The following is a 15,571-nucleotide window of genomic DNA, read 5'->3' on the forward strand; positions in this document are numbered from 1 at the left end:
AACCATTTGAAGAGAGGCCTCTGTGTCGCCAACTCATTCGGAAGAAAAATTCAAGAGCGCCCAGGGAACACTGCCGGAGAGGCTGGCAGTCTGGTTCCATCGTTATGGCGTGGAAAAAAAGCTGGCCTATACTCTGATCCTTCTGGCCATGGTCGGCGGGGTGACAACCTTCCTGGCTTTGACAGGCGATCTGGGATTTGCTGCTGATCCGAGCGGTATTCAGTTGCTCCTGTTGATGGACTTCATTCTGTTGCTGGGGATCATTGCGCTGATTGCGCGCCGTCTTGTTTCCCTGTGGATTGAACGCAAACGCGGAACAACGGGGGCGAGACTTCACTCCAGACTTGTTGGTCTCTTTACGATCGTTGCGCTGACTCCGACGATTGTGGTGGCCCTCTTTGCCGTGATCTTTTTCGAGTTCGGGCTGCAGACCTGGTTCCATGACAAGGTCAAAACCTCGGTCGGTGAATCCCTGGCGGTTGCCGAAGCCTATCTCTTTGAGCACAGACAGAGTATTACAACGGATGCTCTGGCGGCTTCGCTGGTGATCAGCAGGGAGCTGAACACGCTGATACAAAACCCGGATGTTTTTGATCGTTTCCTGACAACCATTGCCAATGAGCGCAATCTGACAGAGGTTGTTGTTTTTGATCAGACCGGGCAGGTTCAGGGGAAGGCGGAGTTTAGTTTTCTTCTTAATTTTAGCCCTGAAATACCTGATTTTGCGATACAATCTGCTATTAGTGGAGAGATTGTCATTCTCTCTGCTGACACGGAGGACCGTGTTCGGGCCCTGGTTTATCTGGGGGGCTTCGACAACTCGTTTCTGCTGGTCAGCCGTGTGCTGGATCCGAACATCCTGCGGCACATTGACGAGGCGACAGAAGCCGTTGATCTCTACTCCGAACTGGAAGGACGGCGTTCCAGTCTTCTGATCACCTTTGCGCTGATTTTCACCATGGTTTCCCTGATGCTGCTGTCCGGGGCTGTCTGGGTGGGCCTGACCTATGCGAACACCCTGTCCGATCCTCTGGTCAAACTGATCCAGGCTGCTGAACGGGTGCGCGCGGGTGACTGGTCGGCGAAGGCGCCGGATCTGGAACGGGATGATGAAATCCACTCTCTGGCCCGGGCTTTCAACCGGATGACGGGGGAACTGCACAGTCAGAAAAAGGAACTGATTTCGGCCAACCAGCAGCTGGATGAACGCAGCAGGTTTATCGAGGCTGTTCTGGGGGGTGTCAGTGCCGGTGTGATCGGTGTCGATCCCCGGGGGCAGATTACCCTGATCAACCGTTCTGCTGCCGACTTCATGGAAAAGCCGGATTACCAGCTTCGGGGCAGGAGTGTTATCGATATCTTCCCGGAGCTTTCCGAGATTCTGGACAAGGCTATCAAACGTCCGGGGCGTACTGCGGAACAGCAGGTCCCTTACGTACCGCTGTCTGTTTCCGGTGAACTGGTACAGGACAGGGGACAGAGAACGCTGCTCCTGAGGGCTGTTGTCGAAGTGGATGAGGACAGCCAGATTATTGGCTACGTTATCACCTTTGATGATATTACCGAGCTGGTGTCAGCCCAGCGAAAGGCGGCCTGGTCCGATATTGCGCGCCGCATTGCGCACGAGATCAAAAACCCGCTCACTCCGATCCAGCTTTCTGCCGAGCGTCTGAAACGCAAGTATCTTAAGGAAATCCAGAGTGATCCGGAAACCTTTGAACTCTGTGCGGACACCATTGTGCGGCATGTCGGGGATATTGGCCGGATGGTCAACGAGTTTTCCTCCTTCGCGCGCATGCCTGCTCCGGAGATGAAGGACAACAATCTGTCGCGTCTTTTGAGAGAGGCTGTCGAGCTGCAGAAGGTCAGCCAGCACGACATCAGATTCGATACAGAGATACCGGATGAGGATGTTTCCCTGTCCTGCGATGGCGAGCAGATTAACAGGGCTCTGACAAATCTGCTCCTGAATGCGGCCGAGGCTATTGAAGGAAAGCGGGAGGATGCCAAAGTAAATGGTTCTGCTGCAGAAGAGCTGGAGGCCCGCATTTCTGTTTCCCTGGAATTGCAGAAGGACAGCCTTACCATTGCGATTTCCGATACAGGCCGGGGATTGCCGCAGAACGAGCGACATCGTTTGACGGAGCCTTATGTGACGACCCGTGTAAAGGGAACAGGTCTGGGGCTGGCAATCGTCAAGAAAATTATGGAAGATCACGGCGGCCGTTTGGTGCTGGGGGACAACTTTGACGAAAACGGCAAGGTGAACGGTGCGCAGGCGCGTCTGGTCTTTGAAAAACAGGTAAAAGCCTGAAAAGCATGTAAAGAAGAGAATTCTAATGGCTCGTGAAATACTGATTGTTGATGATGAGGCCGACATACGGTTCGCTGTCAGTGGCATCCTTGAAGACGAGGGGTATGACGTCAGGGAAGCCTCAAACAGTCAAACGGCTCTGGAAGAGGTGCGCTTGCGCCTGCCAAGCCTTGTGATCCTTGATATCTGGCTGGAAAACTCGGAGATGGACGGAGTTGGTATCCTGAAAACCATCAAGGAAACCAATCCGGATCTGCCTGTTGTCATGATGTCGGGGCACGGGACCATTGAAACAGCGGTCAGTGCCATTCGTGATGGCGCTTTTGACTTTGTTGAAAAACCGTTCAAGACAGACCGACTCCTGCACATTGTCAGGCGTGCGATTGAAGATTCCGAACTGCGCAAGGAAAACCAGACGCTCAAGGAAAAGGTTTCCCTGCAATCCCGGCTGATTGGGCGTTCCCAGGCCATCACAGCCCTGAAAGGTGCAATTGAAAAGGTGGCGCCCACCGGAAGCAGGGTTCTGATCACCGGGCCGGCTGGTGCGGGAAAGGAAGTGGTGGCCCGTCAGTTGCATCTGCTTTCCGCGCGCAGTGACAGCCCCCTGACTGTTCTGAATTGCGCGACCATGCATCCCGAGCGGATGGAGGTTGAACTTTTCGGTGAGGAAAGCAAGGACGAAGAGGGCAAGATCCGGTTCAAAACGGGTGTTCTGGAACAGTCCCACGGCGGCACACTGTTGCTGGATGAAGTGGCGGACATGCCCCTTGAAACGCAAGGCAAGATTGTCCGTGTCCTGCAGGAGCAGTCTTTCCAGCGCGTCGGCGGCACGGAACCGGTGAAGGTCGATGTGCGGGTGATCGCTTCGACCAACAGGGATTTGCTCTCTCTCATTCGCGAAGGTCTTTTCAGGGAAGATCTTTTCTATCGCCTGAATGTTGTGCCTTTGAGTTTGCCGCACCTCAGGGATCGCAAAGATGATTTGCCCGATCTGGTGGAAGCCTTTATGAAGCTCTCTGCGCAGAACAACGGCTTGCCGCCGCGTCCGCTGGCTGCTGATGCGATGGTTTCCCTGCAGGCCTATGACTGGCCGGGGAATGTGAGACAGTTGCGCAATGTGATCGAATGGCTGTTGATCATGGCTCCGGGGGAGCAGGGAAGCCCGATTTTGGCATCCATGCTGCCGCCGGATATCAGTTCGATTTCCAGCGGTATTGTCCAGTCGGATCAGGCAGGTGAAGATCTGATCTCCCTGCCGTTGCGTTCTGCAAGGGAGGCTTTTGAGCGTCAGTATCTTGAGGCTCAAATTCTCAGATTTGACGGCAATGTCTCCAAAACAGCCGAGTTTGTCGGGATGGAGCGTTCAGCCTTGCACAGAAAGCTGAAGGCTTTGGGTATTACACCCGAGAAAGGGTAAGGGGTTGGTTCATGAGAGTGGTTATCTGCGGAGCGGGGCAGGTTGGTTACAATATTGCCCGTTACCTTGCTGCCGAGGATGCTGATATCACGGTTGTTGATCGGGATCCTGCACTGGTTGAGAAGATCTCTGATGCTCTGGATGTCAAGGGGGTGATTGGTTTTGCCTCCCACCCGGATGTTCTCGAGAAGGCCGGCGTTGCGAATGCCGATATGCTGATCGCTGTCACGCATGCGGATGAAGTGAACATGGTGGCCTGCCAGATTGCACACTCCATTTTTGATGTGCCGACGAAGATTGCGCGCATCAGGGATCAGAGCTACCTGAATCCCATGTGGTCGGATCTGTTCAGCCGCGAGAACATGCCGATTGATGTGATCATTTCACCCGAGCTTGAGGTGGCCGAGGCCATTGAACGTCGCCTGAACATTCCCGGTGCCTTTGATGTGGTTCCGCTGGCCGAGGGCAAGATTTCCCTGATCGGCATTCACTGTAGCGATGATACCCCCATCATCAATACACCGCTCAGACAGCTGACCGAGCTTTTCCCTAAACTGCATGTCCGCGTTGTCGGGATCAGTCGCGAGGGACGCGGGTTCGTTCCCACAGCGGATGACGAATTGAGGGCTGGTGATGATATCTATGTCGTCGTTGATCAGGAACACCTGCAGCGGACGATGGAAGTCTTTGGGCACTCCGAGAAGGAAGCGCGCAAGGTTATCATTGTCGGCGGGGGCAACATTGGTTTCAATCTGGCCAGACGTATTGAGGAAAGTCATCCCCATGTGCACCTGAAGCTGATCGAGGTTGACAAGAAGCAGGCTGAACGGGTTGCCCGTGCACTGGAACGGACTGTCGTGATCCACGGAGATGCCCTGGAAACGGAAATCCTCGAGGAATGCAATATCGACAATGCGGAAACGATTGTTGCCGTGTCCAATGACGACGAAGTCAACATTCTCTCCAGTCTGCTTGCCAAAAGGCATGGCTGCAGGCGGGCGACGGCTCTGATCAATACCGGCTCCTACAGCTCGATCATCAGCACGCTGGGGATCGACACGGTTGTGAATCCCCGCTCCATTACGGTCTCCCGGATTTTGCAGCACGTCCGTCGCGGACGCATCCGTTCCGTACACACCGTTGCGGATGGTCTGGGGGAGATTATCGAGGCAGAGGCTCTGGAAACATCAGGGCTTGTCGGTGTTCCCATTCGTGAGGTCAAGCTGCCTCCCGGCGTGATTGTCGGGGCGATCCTGCGCGGTGAGGAGGTGATCATTCCGCGCGGCGGGACGGTAATCAGGGCACACGATCTCGTGGTGATTTTCTCCTCAACGGAAGCTGTGAAGAAGGTGGAGAAATTCTTTGCGGTCAAGCTTGAGTTCTTTTGATTGAGGGACAGGACAGAGAATGCCTGACAATGCCGCTTTTTTAAGCACGAAGCCCAAAGCAGTCCTGTTTGACTGGGACAACACCCTGGTTGACAGCTGGCTGCCTATACACAAGGCTCTGGAAGAGACCTTTCTGGTGATGGGCAGAACACCCTGGACACTTGAGGAGACAAAGGAAAGGGTTCGCACCTCTGCACGCGAAGCCTTTCCTGTTTTGTTCCCCGGGCGCTCGGATGAAGCCATGAGCGCATTTTATGATGCCTACGAACGCTCGCATATCGAGGTTGTGACACCGCTGTACGGGGCGAGGGAACTTCTTGATGTCTTGCATCAGGCGGGATGCCTCCTCGGACTGGTGAGCAACAAAAAGGGGGATTTGCTCCGAAAGGAGGTCGAGGCTCTGGGATGGGAAGGGTTCTTCCATTCTGTTGTCGGGGCCAATGATGCGGCAAAGGACAAGCCGGCCCGTGATGTGCTTGAGCTTGCCCTGCAGGGAACGGCTCTTGAACCCGGTCAGGATGTCTGGTTTGTCGGAGATACCGATATCGATATGCTTTGCGCTTCCCTGCATGGCTGCCCCTCTGTTCTGATCCGGGAGAACGAACCCCGGGAGGGTGAATTCGCAAATTGCTGGCCGGATCAGTGGTTTTCTGACTGCCTGAGCTTCTCAAAAGGCTTGAAATTCTGAAAGAAAACACCTTTTTATTGATTTGTGTTTGTCTTTCCTGATGAAAATGCTAAAAAAATTTGTTGCTGACTGTAAAAGACGGCACCCCAACCAAAAAGTGATCCAATAATAAGATAGGGGAACGAACGCGATGGCCGCGGATAAATCACAAAACGTCCAAGATGTTTTTCTGAACACTATTCGGAAGAGCAAAGTTCCAGTCACGGTTTTTCTTGTAAACGGTGTTAAACTTCAGGGCATTGTTTCCTGGTTTGATAATTTTTCCGTTTTGCTGCGCCGGGATGCTCACGCACAGCTGGTTTACAAGCATGCTATTTCCACAATCATGCCTGCTACACCGGTTCAGCTCTTTGATCCGAGCAAGGAAAACGACGCAGAGTAACTCTCTGTCTGTTGTTTTCTTTCCGTTAAGTTTAATACAGATTTTGAGCCGCTCGGAGAAAGGGGTTTTTCCGAGCGGTATGGTGTGCTGAATGGGTAGTGAAAAAGGCAAGTCTGCACAGGGTGGCGTTGACAGAAGTGAACCGCCGGTTCGCGCTCTGGTGCTGCATCCTGATCTGAAGAAAAAACAGCAGTCAAGGACGGCTGATGCCCGGCTTGATGAGGCTGTCGGGCTGTCGCAGGCCATTAACCTTGAGCTGATCCATTACGAAGTGGTTCCGGTTGCCAGACCAAAACCTGCAACGCTGTTTGGACAGGGGGTTGTCGAGCGTTTTCACGACTTTGCGGAAACGCATGAAATTGATCTGGTTGTTGTCGATACTGCTCTGACACCTGTTCAGCAGCGGAATCTGGAACGGGAGTGGCACTGTAAGGTTATTGACCGGACGGGACTTATTCTCGAAATCTTTGGTGAGCGTGCCCGAACCAAGGAAGGGAAGCTCCAGGTTGATCTGGCCCAGCTGAACTATCAGCGTTCCAGACTGGTCAGATCCTGGACGCACCTTGAGCGTCAGCGTGGTGGTGCAGGTTTCATGGGTGGACCGGGCGAACGCCAGATTGAACTTGATCGCCGGATGATCGATGACAGGATTGTGCGACTTAAGAGCGATCTTGAACAGGTCAAGCGGACGCGTGAACTGCACCGTTCGGCCCGCAAGAAGGTGCCTTTCCCGATTGTTGCCCTGGTTGGTTATACCAATGCCGGAAAATCGACACTTTTCAATCGCCTGACCCAATCCGATGTTTTTGCACAGGATTTGCTGTTTGCCACGCTTGATCCGACCTTGCGGCGTGTTGCCCTTCCGTCAGGACGCGAGATCATTCTCTCGGATACTGTTGGCTTTATTTCGGATTTGCCGACAGATCTGATTGCGGCCTTTCGTGCAACGCTCGAGGAGGTTCTGGAGGCCGATATTCTCATCCACGTTCGGGATGTTTCACACGAGGACACAGAGGCCCAGAAGGAAGATGTCAGGGCTGTGCTGAGGGATTTGAAACTGGATGAGCAGATCCAGCAGGAAATGCTCGAAGCCTGGAACAAGCTTGATCTGGTCGGCGATGAAGAGCGCCCTGTTCTGGAAAGCCTTGCCGCCCGTGATGAACAGGTCATGATGTGTTCTGCTGTGACCGGGGAGGGCACGGATGCACTACTGGATCGCATTGAAACCATTCTGGATTCAAAGAACTTTCATGTTGAATATCTGGTTCCCTATGCGCAGGGGGCGGCTTTGTCGTGGCTGTATGAAAACGGCACTGTTCTTGAGCAGGAGCACAGGGAAGAAGGGGTTCTCATTTCCCTGAGCCTTCCGCAATCGGCCATAGACCGGTGTGAAACACGTTTTGCCCTGAAGCCTGTTGAATAGGATGAATTCGGGGTTCTGAAATCAAAAAAGCCACTTCGCAGAGGAAGTGGCTTTTTCTTTTCCTGTCAGGGAGAAGAAATCAGAATCAGGCGTCTGCTGTTTCTTCTTCGTCTTCTTCCAGCTGTACGGAGATTTTGCTCAGCGTCTTGGCCATTTCCAGAAGACGCTTTCTGACGACATCGTCTTCGATTTTGTAATAGGCGCGAACAAGTTCCAGGGTTTCCCTGCGGGCCATCGGATCCTTCTCGTACTGGATTTCGATGCCTTCTTCGGCCTGGCCGCGAATTTGACCGGGAGACAGATGGGCTGTTTCGTCTGTCATGTTGTCAAAGAAATAGCCGATGTCTGTGTCCAGAACCCTGGAAAGATCGTACAGACGACTTGCACCAATTCTGTTTGTGCCGCGTTCGTACTTCTGAACCTGCTGGAATGTCAGGCCAAGTATGTCACCAAGTTTCTCCTGGGATAATCCAAGCAGCGTTCTACGCAGGCGAAGTCTCTGACCAACATGAATGTCGATTGCATTGGGTACGCCGGTAATTCGCTTGGGAAGAGGTTTTCTTTTTGTCATCTTTTTCCTTCAGCGCAAAGAAAGGCTTTTGCTCTCAATTCGTCAGATCGTCTGGTGAATTGAAAATGGGGAGCAAGAGGCTCTTCCTTTTCTCTCTCGAATAGCATTGCTGTTGCTTAATATAAAAATAAGACTCTGCGGGTTAAAATGCAAGCATACGTTTGTGTGTGGCCTTCTGAAAAACGCTTTTGAGTTGTCTATGCAAAAAGGTTGATGCTCTTTATGATTTTCAGTTGAAAAGCTTTTTCAACCCTTTAAGATTTTCATCAAATGGATGTGTTGCACAAGCAGGACGTAAGGATTCGATATACGAATCGGGGGTTTTTGAGTTTCTTGTATAGGTTTCCTTATGAAGAAGCGTTTTCTTATTTCTGATCAGGGTGAGGTTCAATCCTGGGATTATAAAAATCCAATCAAGGCAGTAGTCGGCTTTGAAGGGATCTTTTCCAGTGGATTTGACCGACAGAATCTCATTGAAAAACTGGGGTGGATCGCTGTCGAGCGCGGTCTGGATCAGAATTCCTCTGTCCCCCGGGAGGTGTTGAATTTTACCTTTCACTCCTGTTTGCTGACCGAAGAGTCAATTACAGCCATGACGTCTGTTGTCATGCTGGCGACAGGTGCGGTTCGCCTGACCTACTATGACGGTCTCAAGTGGCGAATGGAAAACTATCATGAGTCAATTGGCGCAGTTGCCAGAATTCTTCCGCTTTACCGTGAAAGCATGGAAGCAATGGGACGTGAGCATTACATTGCGCTGGACAAGAATGCCCAGGAACTTCTGACAGACAGGGGGCCCTTGTCACTGGTGATGCAGCTGTGGGCCAACACGTCCGGTCTGCTTTCTGAAAGTGTGCTGGAATCTTTCAGGCGCATTGGCGTTTTGAACAGATCGGTCTTTATTCAGCCTGATGCCGGATACAGTGAGCCGAAATTTGTGCACATTGGTTCCGAAATCGGTGTTTATGGTCCGGAATGGCCACACATTGCAGTGGGGCATCCGGTGCATGAACAGCCGGATCCCGAGTACGGGACCTGGGTTCGGGAGGCTTACCGGCAGGTGATGGAAACGCGTCGTCCGCAATATCTCCACGTTGATGCCTGTATGACCATGAAAGACGGAAACCGTTGTCACAACCGGTATCGCTGTCTTCGCCTGCCATGGAAATCGGAAACAGGGGATCTGATCCTGATGGGGACTTCAGTGATCACTCCGAATGTCGATATTCCCTTTGTGACGCCCAAGAATTTCAAACTTTAATTCCTGCTGTTCCGGCAAGGGCCGGTCTTTCGGGCAGGGAAAGGTTCCTGTCTTATCCTTTTGATATAAAACAGGAAAAAAAATTACCTCTAAAAATGTATTTTTCTTTTTTCTCCGTATGCTTGACACCTCCGGCAGCGCTTTTTATATGGTTGTTAGCACTCGTCGAACGAGAGTGCTAAATATCACCTGTTTGTGATAGCCGGGCGCTGTTACAGGCTCGGTAAACGCTTTATGAAAACGGAGCTAATTCTATGAACTTCAAACCGCTGCACGATCGCGTCGTGGTTGAGCCACTGGAGCAGGAAGAAAAAACTGTTGGTGGCATCATCATTCCGGATACTGCCAAGGAAAAGCCGATGCAGGGCAAGGTTATTGCTGCTGGTTCCGGCACACGTGCTGACAATGGTCAGGTTATTGCGCTGGACGTCAAGGAAGGCGACACAGTGATCTATGGCAAATGGTCCGGCACCGAAGTCAAGATCGATGGCAAGACTCTGCTGATCATGCGTGAGTCCGACATCATGGGTATTTTGAACTGAGATCGCTCTAGCGTAAGGAGTAGAAAAAATGGCTGCTAAAGACGTAAAATTTGGCACAGACGCCCGCGAAAAGATGCTGCGTGGCGTGGACCTGCTTGCAAATGCTGTAAAGGTTACTCTGGGTCCGAAGGGCCGCAACGTTGTTCTGGACAAGGCCTTTGGTGCTCCACGCATCACCAAGGACGGTGTTTCTGTTGCGAAGGAAATCGAACTGGCTGACAAGTTCGAGAACATGGGCGCACAGATGGTTCGCGAAGTTGCGTCCAAAACAAATGATCTGGCTGGTGACGGCACAACGACTGCGACTGTTCTGACACAGGCGCTGATCCGTGAAGGTGCGAAGGCTGTTGCTGCCGGCATGAACCCGATGGATGTCAAGCGCGGTATCGACATGGCTGTTGAAGCTGCTGTTGAGCACCTCAAGGGCTCTGCAAAAACAATCTCCACAACCGGCGAAGTTGCGCAGGTTGGTACAATTTCTGCCAACGGCGAAGCTGAAATCGGCAACATGATCGCTGAAGCGATGGAAAAAGTTGGCAAGGAAGGCGTGATCACTGTTGAGGAAGCCAAGTCCCTGGCGACCGAGCTCGATGTTGTCGAGGGGATGCAGTTTGACCGCGGTTACCTGTCTCCATACTTCGTGACCAACACAGAGAAAATGGTTGCAGAGCTGGAAAACCCGTACATCCTGCTGCACGAAAAGAAACTGACTTCCCTGCAGCCAATGCTGCCGCTTCTGGAAGCTGCTGTTCAGTCCAGCCGTCCGCTGCTGATCATTGCTGAAGATGTTGAAGGTGAAGCACTGGCAACCCTGGTTGTGAACAAGCTGCGTGGTGGTCTGAAAATTGCTGCTGTCAAGGCTCCTGGCTTCGGTGATCGCCGCAAGGCCATGCTGGAAGACATCGCAATCCTGACTGGTGGTACTGTTGTTTCCGAAGACGTTGGTATCAAACTGGAAAGCGTGACACTGGACATGCTGGGTACTGCGAAGCGTGTTGCAATCACCAAGGAAGAAACAACCATCGTTGATGGTGCCGGTGAAGCAGACATGATCGAAGCGCGTTGCAACCAGATCCGTGCGCAGGCTGAAGAGACATCTTCCGACTACGACCGTGAAAAGCTGCAGGAGCGTCTGGCCAAGCTGGCTGGTGGTGTTGCTGTTCTGCGTGTTGGCGGTGCAACCGAAGTTGAAGTGAAAGAGCGCAAGGATCGCGTTGAGGATGCCATGAACGCAACCCGTGCTGCGGTTGAAGAAGGTATCGTTTCCGGCGGTGGTACAGCTCTGCTCGGCGCTGTGAAAGCCCTGGACGGCCTGGAAGGCGCGAACTCTGACCAGAGTGTTGGTGTTGGTGTTGTTCGTCGTGCTCTGGAAGCTCCGATCCGCCAGATCTCCGAAAATGCCGGTTACGAAGGTTCCATCGTTGTTGGCAAGGTTCGTGAAAGCAGCGAAGCCGGTTTCGGTTTCAACGCACAAACCGGTGAATACCTGAACCTCTTCGAAGCGGGTATCATCGATCCGGTCAAGGTTGTTCGTACTGCGCTGCAGGACGCCGGTTCCGTATCCGGTCTGATGATCACAACCGAAGCAATGGTTGCTGATGCACCGGAAGACAAAGCTGCAGCTGCTCCTGCAATGCCTGACATGGGCGGCATGGGCGGTATGGGTGGCATGGGCTTCTAATCGGGCCTGTTACCTGTCAAGACTGGAAAAGGGGAGGCCTCGTGCCTCCCTTTTTTGCTTTGTCACTGATCTCGTTCATAGATATAGCGCTATGAATGACTCTTCTTTCAGACTTTTCTTTACCCTTTGCTCAAGGGAATGTGATCGGTTATAAGATATCAACTGAATACACATTCCAGTGAAAATAACCTGCTGTGAAAAGATCTTTGAGGGAACGCCAAGGGGGAATGAATTGAGGTTTGACGATAAATCGCTTGGTAAAACATTGACGCGTTTCTGGGATCGTGCCTTTACCCCGCGAGAAATTCACTTCTCCAGCGAAAACAAGGTTGTTTTCCTTCGCTTCAGTCGGCGTTTCCAGCAGTTGATGTCTGCGTCCGCTCTCTGCCTTCTGGCGGGTGTGGGCTATGCCGGTGTTGTCTATCAGGATTTGAACGAGACCATTGCTGCCAAACAACAGTCCATTGCCGAGGAACGTCTCAAGTATTTCGAATTGCTGCAGCTTGTTGGCGAGTATCATACCCAGTTTTCCAAAATCACCGAGGATCTGCAGTACAATCAGGGCGAACTGCTCTCGCTGCTTGAGGCCGGGGAGGGAGACAATGCCCTTTCGGCTGACGAGGCTCTCAAGACCCTGAGAAAGTCCGAGGCGGAAAAACATCGCGTTCTTGCTGCCAGACAGGAAGTTGAAGACAGGTTGCGCGCCTTTGAGGGCGAGCTGGATTCAATCCCTGCGCAGGGTGATGATCTGGTGCAGCGTATTTCCGGCCTGAGAGAGAATCTTGGTCTGGGACTGGGAGAGGGTGATCTTCTGGATGACGCCGAGATCTCTCTGGGGCAGCTGGTGGCCAAGCAGGAGCGTCAGCTGATCTCGCTGAACACCCGGTTGCGGGACCAGAAACAGCTGGAACAGCAGATTGAAAAGCTGACGGCTGAGCTGAAAAGTGAACAGGACAAGGTCAGTTCCACCGGGAAGAGCCTGGTGCGGGCACTGGATGAAAAACGCGTGGCAGAAGCCCAGTTGGCCCAGGCCTTTTTCGAGAAGGATGATCTGGAAGTCGAACTGACGAGCTATGTCGATCGCTCCGGTGATCTGGATGACGAGCTGGAACGTCTGAAAACCTCAACTCTCGAGGCGGCAAATGCACAGCGTGAACTGCTTGTCCGTCTGATGGAGCGCTCCAAGGGCTCGATTGACATGATTGAGACCACTGTGGAGATGACAGGGCTTGATATGGACAAGCTTATGGGGGTTCAGGGTGATGATGCCCGGGCACAGGGTGGACCTTTCATTCCCGAGGAAGGGTATGAAGAGGAAAGACTGTGGCATGCTTCCATTATGGAGCTGGGGTCGTATCTTGATCGCTGGGATGCCTTGCAGGAAGTGGTTTCAAAGCTTCCGCTTGCAGCACCAATGGATCAGTATCGCGTTACGAGTTCCTTCGGAAAGCGCCGGGACCCTGTAACGGGACGCACGGCCCGCCACAACGGTATGGATCTGGCTGCGCCCATGCGCTCTTCCGTTTATGCGCCGGCTCCGGGCAAGGTTGTTTACGCTGGCTGGCGCGGTCGTTACGGACGCTTTGTCGAAATTGACCATGGCAACGGTATTCGCACGCGCTATGCTCACCTGAATAAAATTATGGTCGAGCGTGGACAAACGGTATCGCATCGTGAGAAAATCGCGCTTCTGGGTAATTCTGGTCGCAGCACCGGACCGCATGTTCACTATGAGGTTCTGTTTAACGGCCAGCACGTTGATCCGCGTAACTTTGTAAAGGCTGGAAAGCATGTTTTCAAAACCCAATAAGAATGGCAGCATGACCTCCATTTTCAGCAATGATCTTGTGATCGAGGGCGATGTTCACACCAAGGGTGACCTGCAGCTTGACGGGACCGTGGTCGGTGATCTGTCCGGTGAGCGCATTATTGTCGGTCAGGACGGACGCGTTCAGGGCGGGATCAAGGCCAGAAGTGTCAGGGTTCTGGGTTCCGTTTCCGGAAATATCAATGCCGAGAACGTCTACATCGCTGAAACCGCGCGAATTGACGGAGATATTGTCCACGAGGTTCTGTCCATCGAATCAGGTGCGCATGTTCATGGCCGCATGATCCGTGCGCAGGATGCGGATGCCAAGGAAGGGCAGACGCCTCTGCAGATCGCTGCTGCGCAGGCTGAAAAGGAACTGGAAGATGATTCTGCTGTTGTGCATTCGGCGGGATGGACCGGAGAAAACAAGGAAGCGTCCTGACGATTTTCCGGATCGGTGGTTTTGTCGAAAGGCCTGCTTTGAGCGGGCCTTTTCTGTTTTCTGCCTTTGGATTTTTTCGGGAATTGCAGATAAAAAAAGCCCGCTCAACCGGAGGATGGAGCGGGCCAGTGGATGCCTTGGTTTAGGGAGACAAGGCTATCAGATAAGGCTGGAGTTTCCTGCGCCGAATTCGGGGTAGGCTTCCAGGCCGAGTTCGCTTTTGTCCAGGCCCAGAATTTGTTCTTCCTCGCTGGCGCGAACGCCAACTGTGAGCTTGAGGACATGCCAGAGGATCAGGCTTGCTGTGAAGGCAAAGATGCCGATTGCAACAATCCCTATGGCTTGTGTTGAGAAGCTGGCGTCTGCGTTGGAGAGCGGAACGGCCAGAGTGCCCCAGATGCCGCAAACGAGGTGGACGGGAACGGCGCCGACGACGTCGTCAAGTTTGAAGCGATCCAGAAGCGGAACGGCAAAGACAACCAGCACGCCTCCAACAGCACCGATTGCAAGGGCCAGCATTGGAGAAGGCGCAAGGGGTTCGGCTGTGATTGAAACCAGTCCGGCCAGCGCGCCGTTGAGGGCCATGGTCAGATCGGGTTTCTTGTAGACGAGCTGGGTCACAATCATGGAGGAAATTACGCCAGCCAGAGCAGCTGCATTGGTGTTGATGTAGATGGTGCCGATATCGGTGATGTCGCCGATGGTGCCCATGGCAAGCTGTGAGCCGCCATTGAAGCCGAGCCAGCCGAGCCACAGGATAAAGGTGCCCAGTGTTGCCAGCGGCAGGTTGGCGCCGGGCATGGGTCTCTGGGTGCCATCCTTGCCGTAACGGCCTGTGCGGGCGCCGATGACAATCATGCCGGCAAGGGCAGCCCATCCCCCCACGGAGTGGACGATGGAGGAGCCGGCGAAATCGCTGAAGCCAAGTTCGGACAGCCAGCCGCCACCCCAGGTCCAGGATCCCTGAACCGGATAGATCAGGCCGGTGAGCACAACGACAAAGCCAAGGAAAGGCCAGAGTTTTGCACGCTCTGCCACGGCGCCTGAGACGATCGAGGCTGTGGCTGCGACAAAGACCATCTGGAAGAACCAGTCTGATCCGGCGCTGTAGCTGCCAGCTTCTGCTTCTTCGACGGATGGCGCGGGTGCTGCGGACCAGATTTCAAGAGAGCCGATAAAACCGGAGACATCCAGATACATCAGATTGTAGCCGACCAGGTAGAACATCAGGCCGGAGATGGAGTAGAGGCCAATGTTTTTCAGGCATTGCGTGGCTGTGTTCTTGGCGCGGACCAGGCCTGCTTCCAGCATGGCGAAACCTGCAGCCATAAACATGACAAGGAAGCCGTGCATCAGAAACGAAAGGCTGTTCAGGATGTAAGCTGTTTCTGTCGGGGTGCTTTGCGCCAGTGCGGGGGTCGGCAGTGTCGCCATGGCTGCGATGCTGACAAGACCCAGTGCTTTGCGGGATCTTTTGTGAGAGCGCATACCACAAAGAAGGCTTTTGCTCGGTTTGAGGATCGAAATAGACATGTAACCAGTCGCTCCCTTAACTTGCGTTTTGTCTTCTTTTTGAAGACGTTGGTGTTCATTGCGGGGACGAACCGGTATTTACAAGAGTTGTGCCAAAAGGCAGAAAAATTAAATAATGT

The 15,571-nt window shown here is 53.1% G+C and carries 13 protein-coding genes; 11 read left to right on the forward strand and 2 right to left on the reverse strand.

Annotated features, from left to right (window positions below; translation table 11 throughout):
- Positions 1–22: 22 nt before the first annotated feature.
- The 6 genes from AAAH10_RS14285 (at position 23) to hflX (ending at position 7,612) form a co-directional block, all read left to right on the forward strand.
- Complete coding sequence (locus tag AAAH10_RS14285) at positions 23–2,314, forward strand: sensor histidine kinase NtrY-like (RefSeq protein ID WP_343564754.1); 2,292 nt, start codon at positions 23–25, stop codon at positions 2,312–2,314.
- A gap of 25 nt (positions 2,315–2,339) precedes the next feature.
- Entirely contained in the window at positions 2,340–3,731 is a 1,392-nt protein-coding gene (gene ntrX, locus AAAH10_RS14290) for a nitrogen assimilation response regulator NtrX (RefSeq protein ID WP_343564756.1), read from the forward strand.
- An 11-nt stretch (positions 3,732–3,742) separates the two neighbouring features.
- Positions 3,743–5,119 carry a Trk system potassium transporter TrkA gene (gene trkA, locus AAAH10_RS14295; protein ID WP_343564758.1) on the forward strand — a complete coding sequence of 459 codons (1,377 nt, stop codon included), beginning with the start codon at positions 3,743–3,745 and terminating at the stop codon, positions 5,117–5,119.
- Positions 5,120–5,138: 19 nt separating this feature from the next.
- A complete protein-coding gene (locus AAAH10_RS14300) occupies positions 5,139–5,807 on the forward strand; it encodes an HAD family hydrolase (protein WP_343564760.1) in 669 nt (222 codons plus the stop codon).
- Positions 5,808–5,937: 130 nt separating this feature from the next.
- Positions 5,938–6,189: an RNA chaperone Hfq gene (gene hfq, locus AAAH10_RS14305; protein ID WP_343564762.1), complete on the forward strand. Its 252-nt coding sequence runs from the start codon at positions 5,938–5,940 to the stop codon at positions 6,187–6,189.
- 91 nt (positions 6,190–6,280) lie between these two features.
- Positions 6,281–7,612, forward strand: coding sequence for a GTPase HflX (gene hflX, locus AAAH10_RS14310; protein WP_343564764.1), 1,332 nt, complete (start codon positions 6,281–6,283; stop codon positions 7,610–7,612).
- An 85-nt stretch (positions 7,613–7,697) separates the two neighbouring features.
- On the opposite strand, the gene AAAH10_RS14315 is transcribed toward hflX, so the two are convergent.
- On the reverse strand, positions 7,698–8,183 hold the full coding sequence (locus tag AAAH10_RS14315; RefSeq protein ID WP_343564766.1) for a helix-turn-helix domain-containing protein: 486 nt from the start codon (positions 8,181–8,183) through the stop codon (positions 7,698–7,700).
- Between the two features lie 349 nt (positions 8,184–8,532).
- Here AAAH10_RS14315 and AAAH10_RS14320 point away from each other — a divergent pair, with 349 nt between their 5' ends.
- The 5 genes from AAAH10_RS14320 to AAAH10_RS14340 all read left to right on the forward strand — a co-directional run bounded on the left by AAAH10_RS14320 (position 8,533) and on the right by AAAH10_RS14340 (position 13,919).
- Positions 8,533–9,444: a hypothetical protein gene (locus AAAH10_RS14320; protein ID WP_343564768.1), complete on the forward strand. Its 912-nt coding sequence runs from the start codon at positions 8,533–8,535 to the stop codon at positions 9,442–9,444.
- Positions 9,445–9,698: 254 nt separating this feature from the next.
- On the forward strand, positions 9,699–9,986 hold the full coding sequence (gene groES / locus AAAH10_RS14325) for a co-chaperone GroES (RefSeq protein ID WP_343564770.1): 288 nt from the start codon (positions 9,699–9,701) through the stop codon (positions 9,984–9,986).
- Positions 9,987–10,014: 28 nt separating this feature from the next.
- Entirely contained in the window at positions 10,015–11,667 is a 1,653-nt protein-coding gene (gene groL, locus AAAH10_RS14330; protein WP_343564772.1) for a chaperonin GroEL, read from the forward strand.
- A 232-nt stretch (positions 11,668–11,899) separates the two neighbouring features.
- Complete coding sequence (locus tag AAAH10_RS14335; RefSeq protein ID WP_343564774.1) at positions 11,900–13,477, forward strand: peptidoglycan DD-metalloendopeptidase family protein; 1,578 nt, start codon at positions 11,900–11,902, stop codon at positions 13,475–13,477.
- A gap of 10 nt (positions 13,478–13,487) precedes the next feature.
- Complete coding sequence (locus AAAH10_RS14340) at positions 13,488–13,919, forward strand: bactofilin family protein (protein WP_343564776.1); 432 nt, start codon at positions 13,488–13,490, stop codon at positions 13,917–13,919.
- Positions 13,920–14,078: 159 nt separating this feature from the next.
- Here AAAH10_RS14340 and AAAH10_RS14345 read toward each other — a convergent pair whose 3' ends face one another.
- Positions 14,079–15,452, reverse strand: coding sequence for an ammonium transporter AmtB (locus AAAH10_RS14345; RefSeq protein WP_343564778.1), 1,374 nt, complete (start codon positions 15,450–15,452; stop codon positions 14,079–14,081).
- Positions 15,453–15,571: the final 119 nt, after the last annotated feature.

The organism is Carbonatibacter coralli, from assembly GCF_039592655.1.
GTDB lineage: Bacteria > Pseudomonadota > Alphaproteobacteria > Kiloniellales > Kiloniellaceae > Carbonatibacter > Carbonatibacter coralli.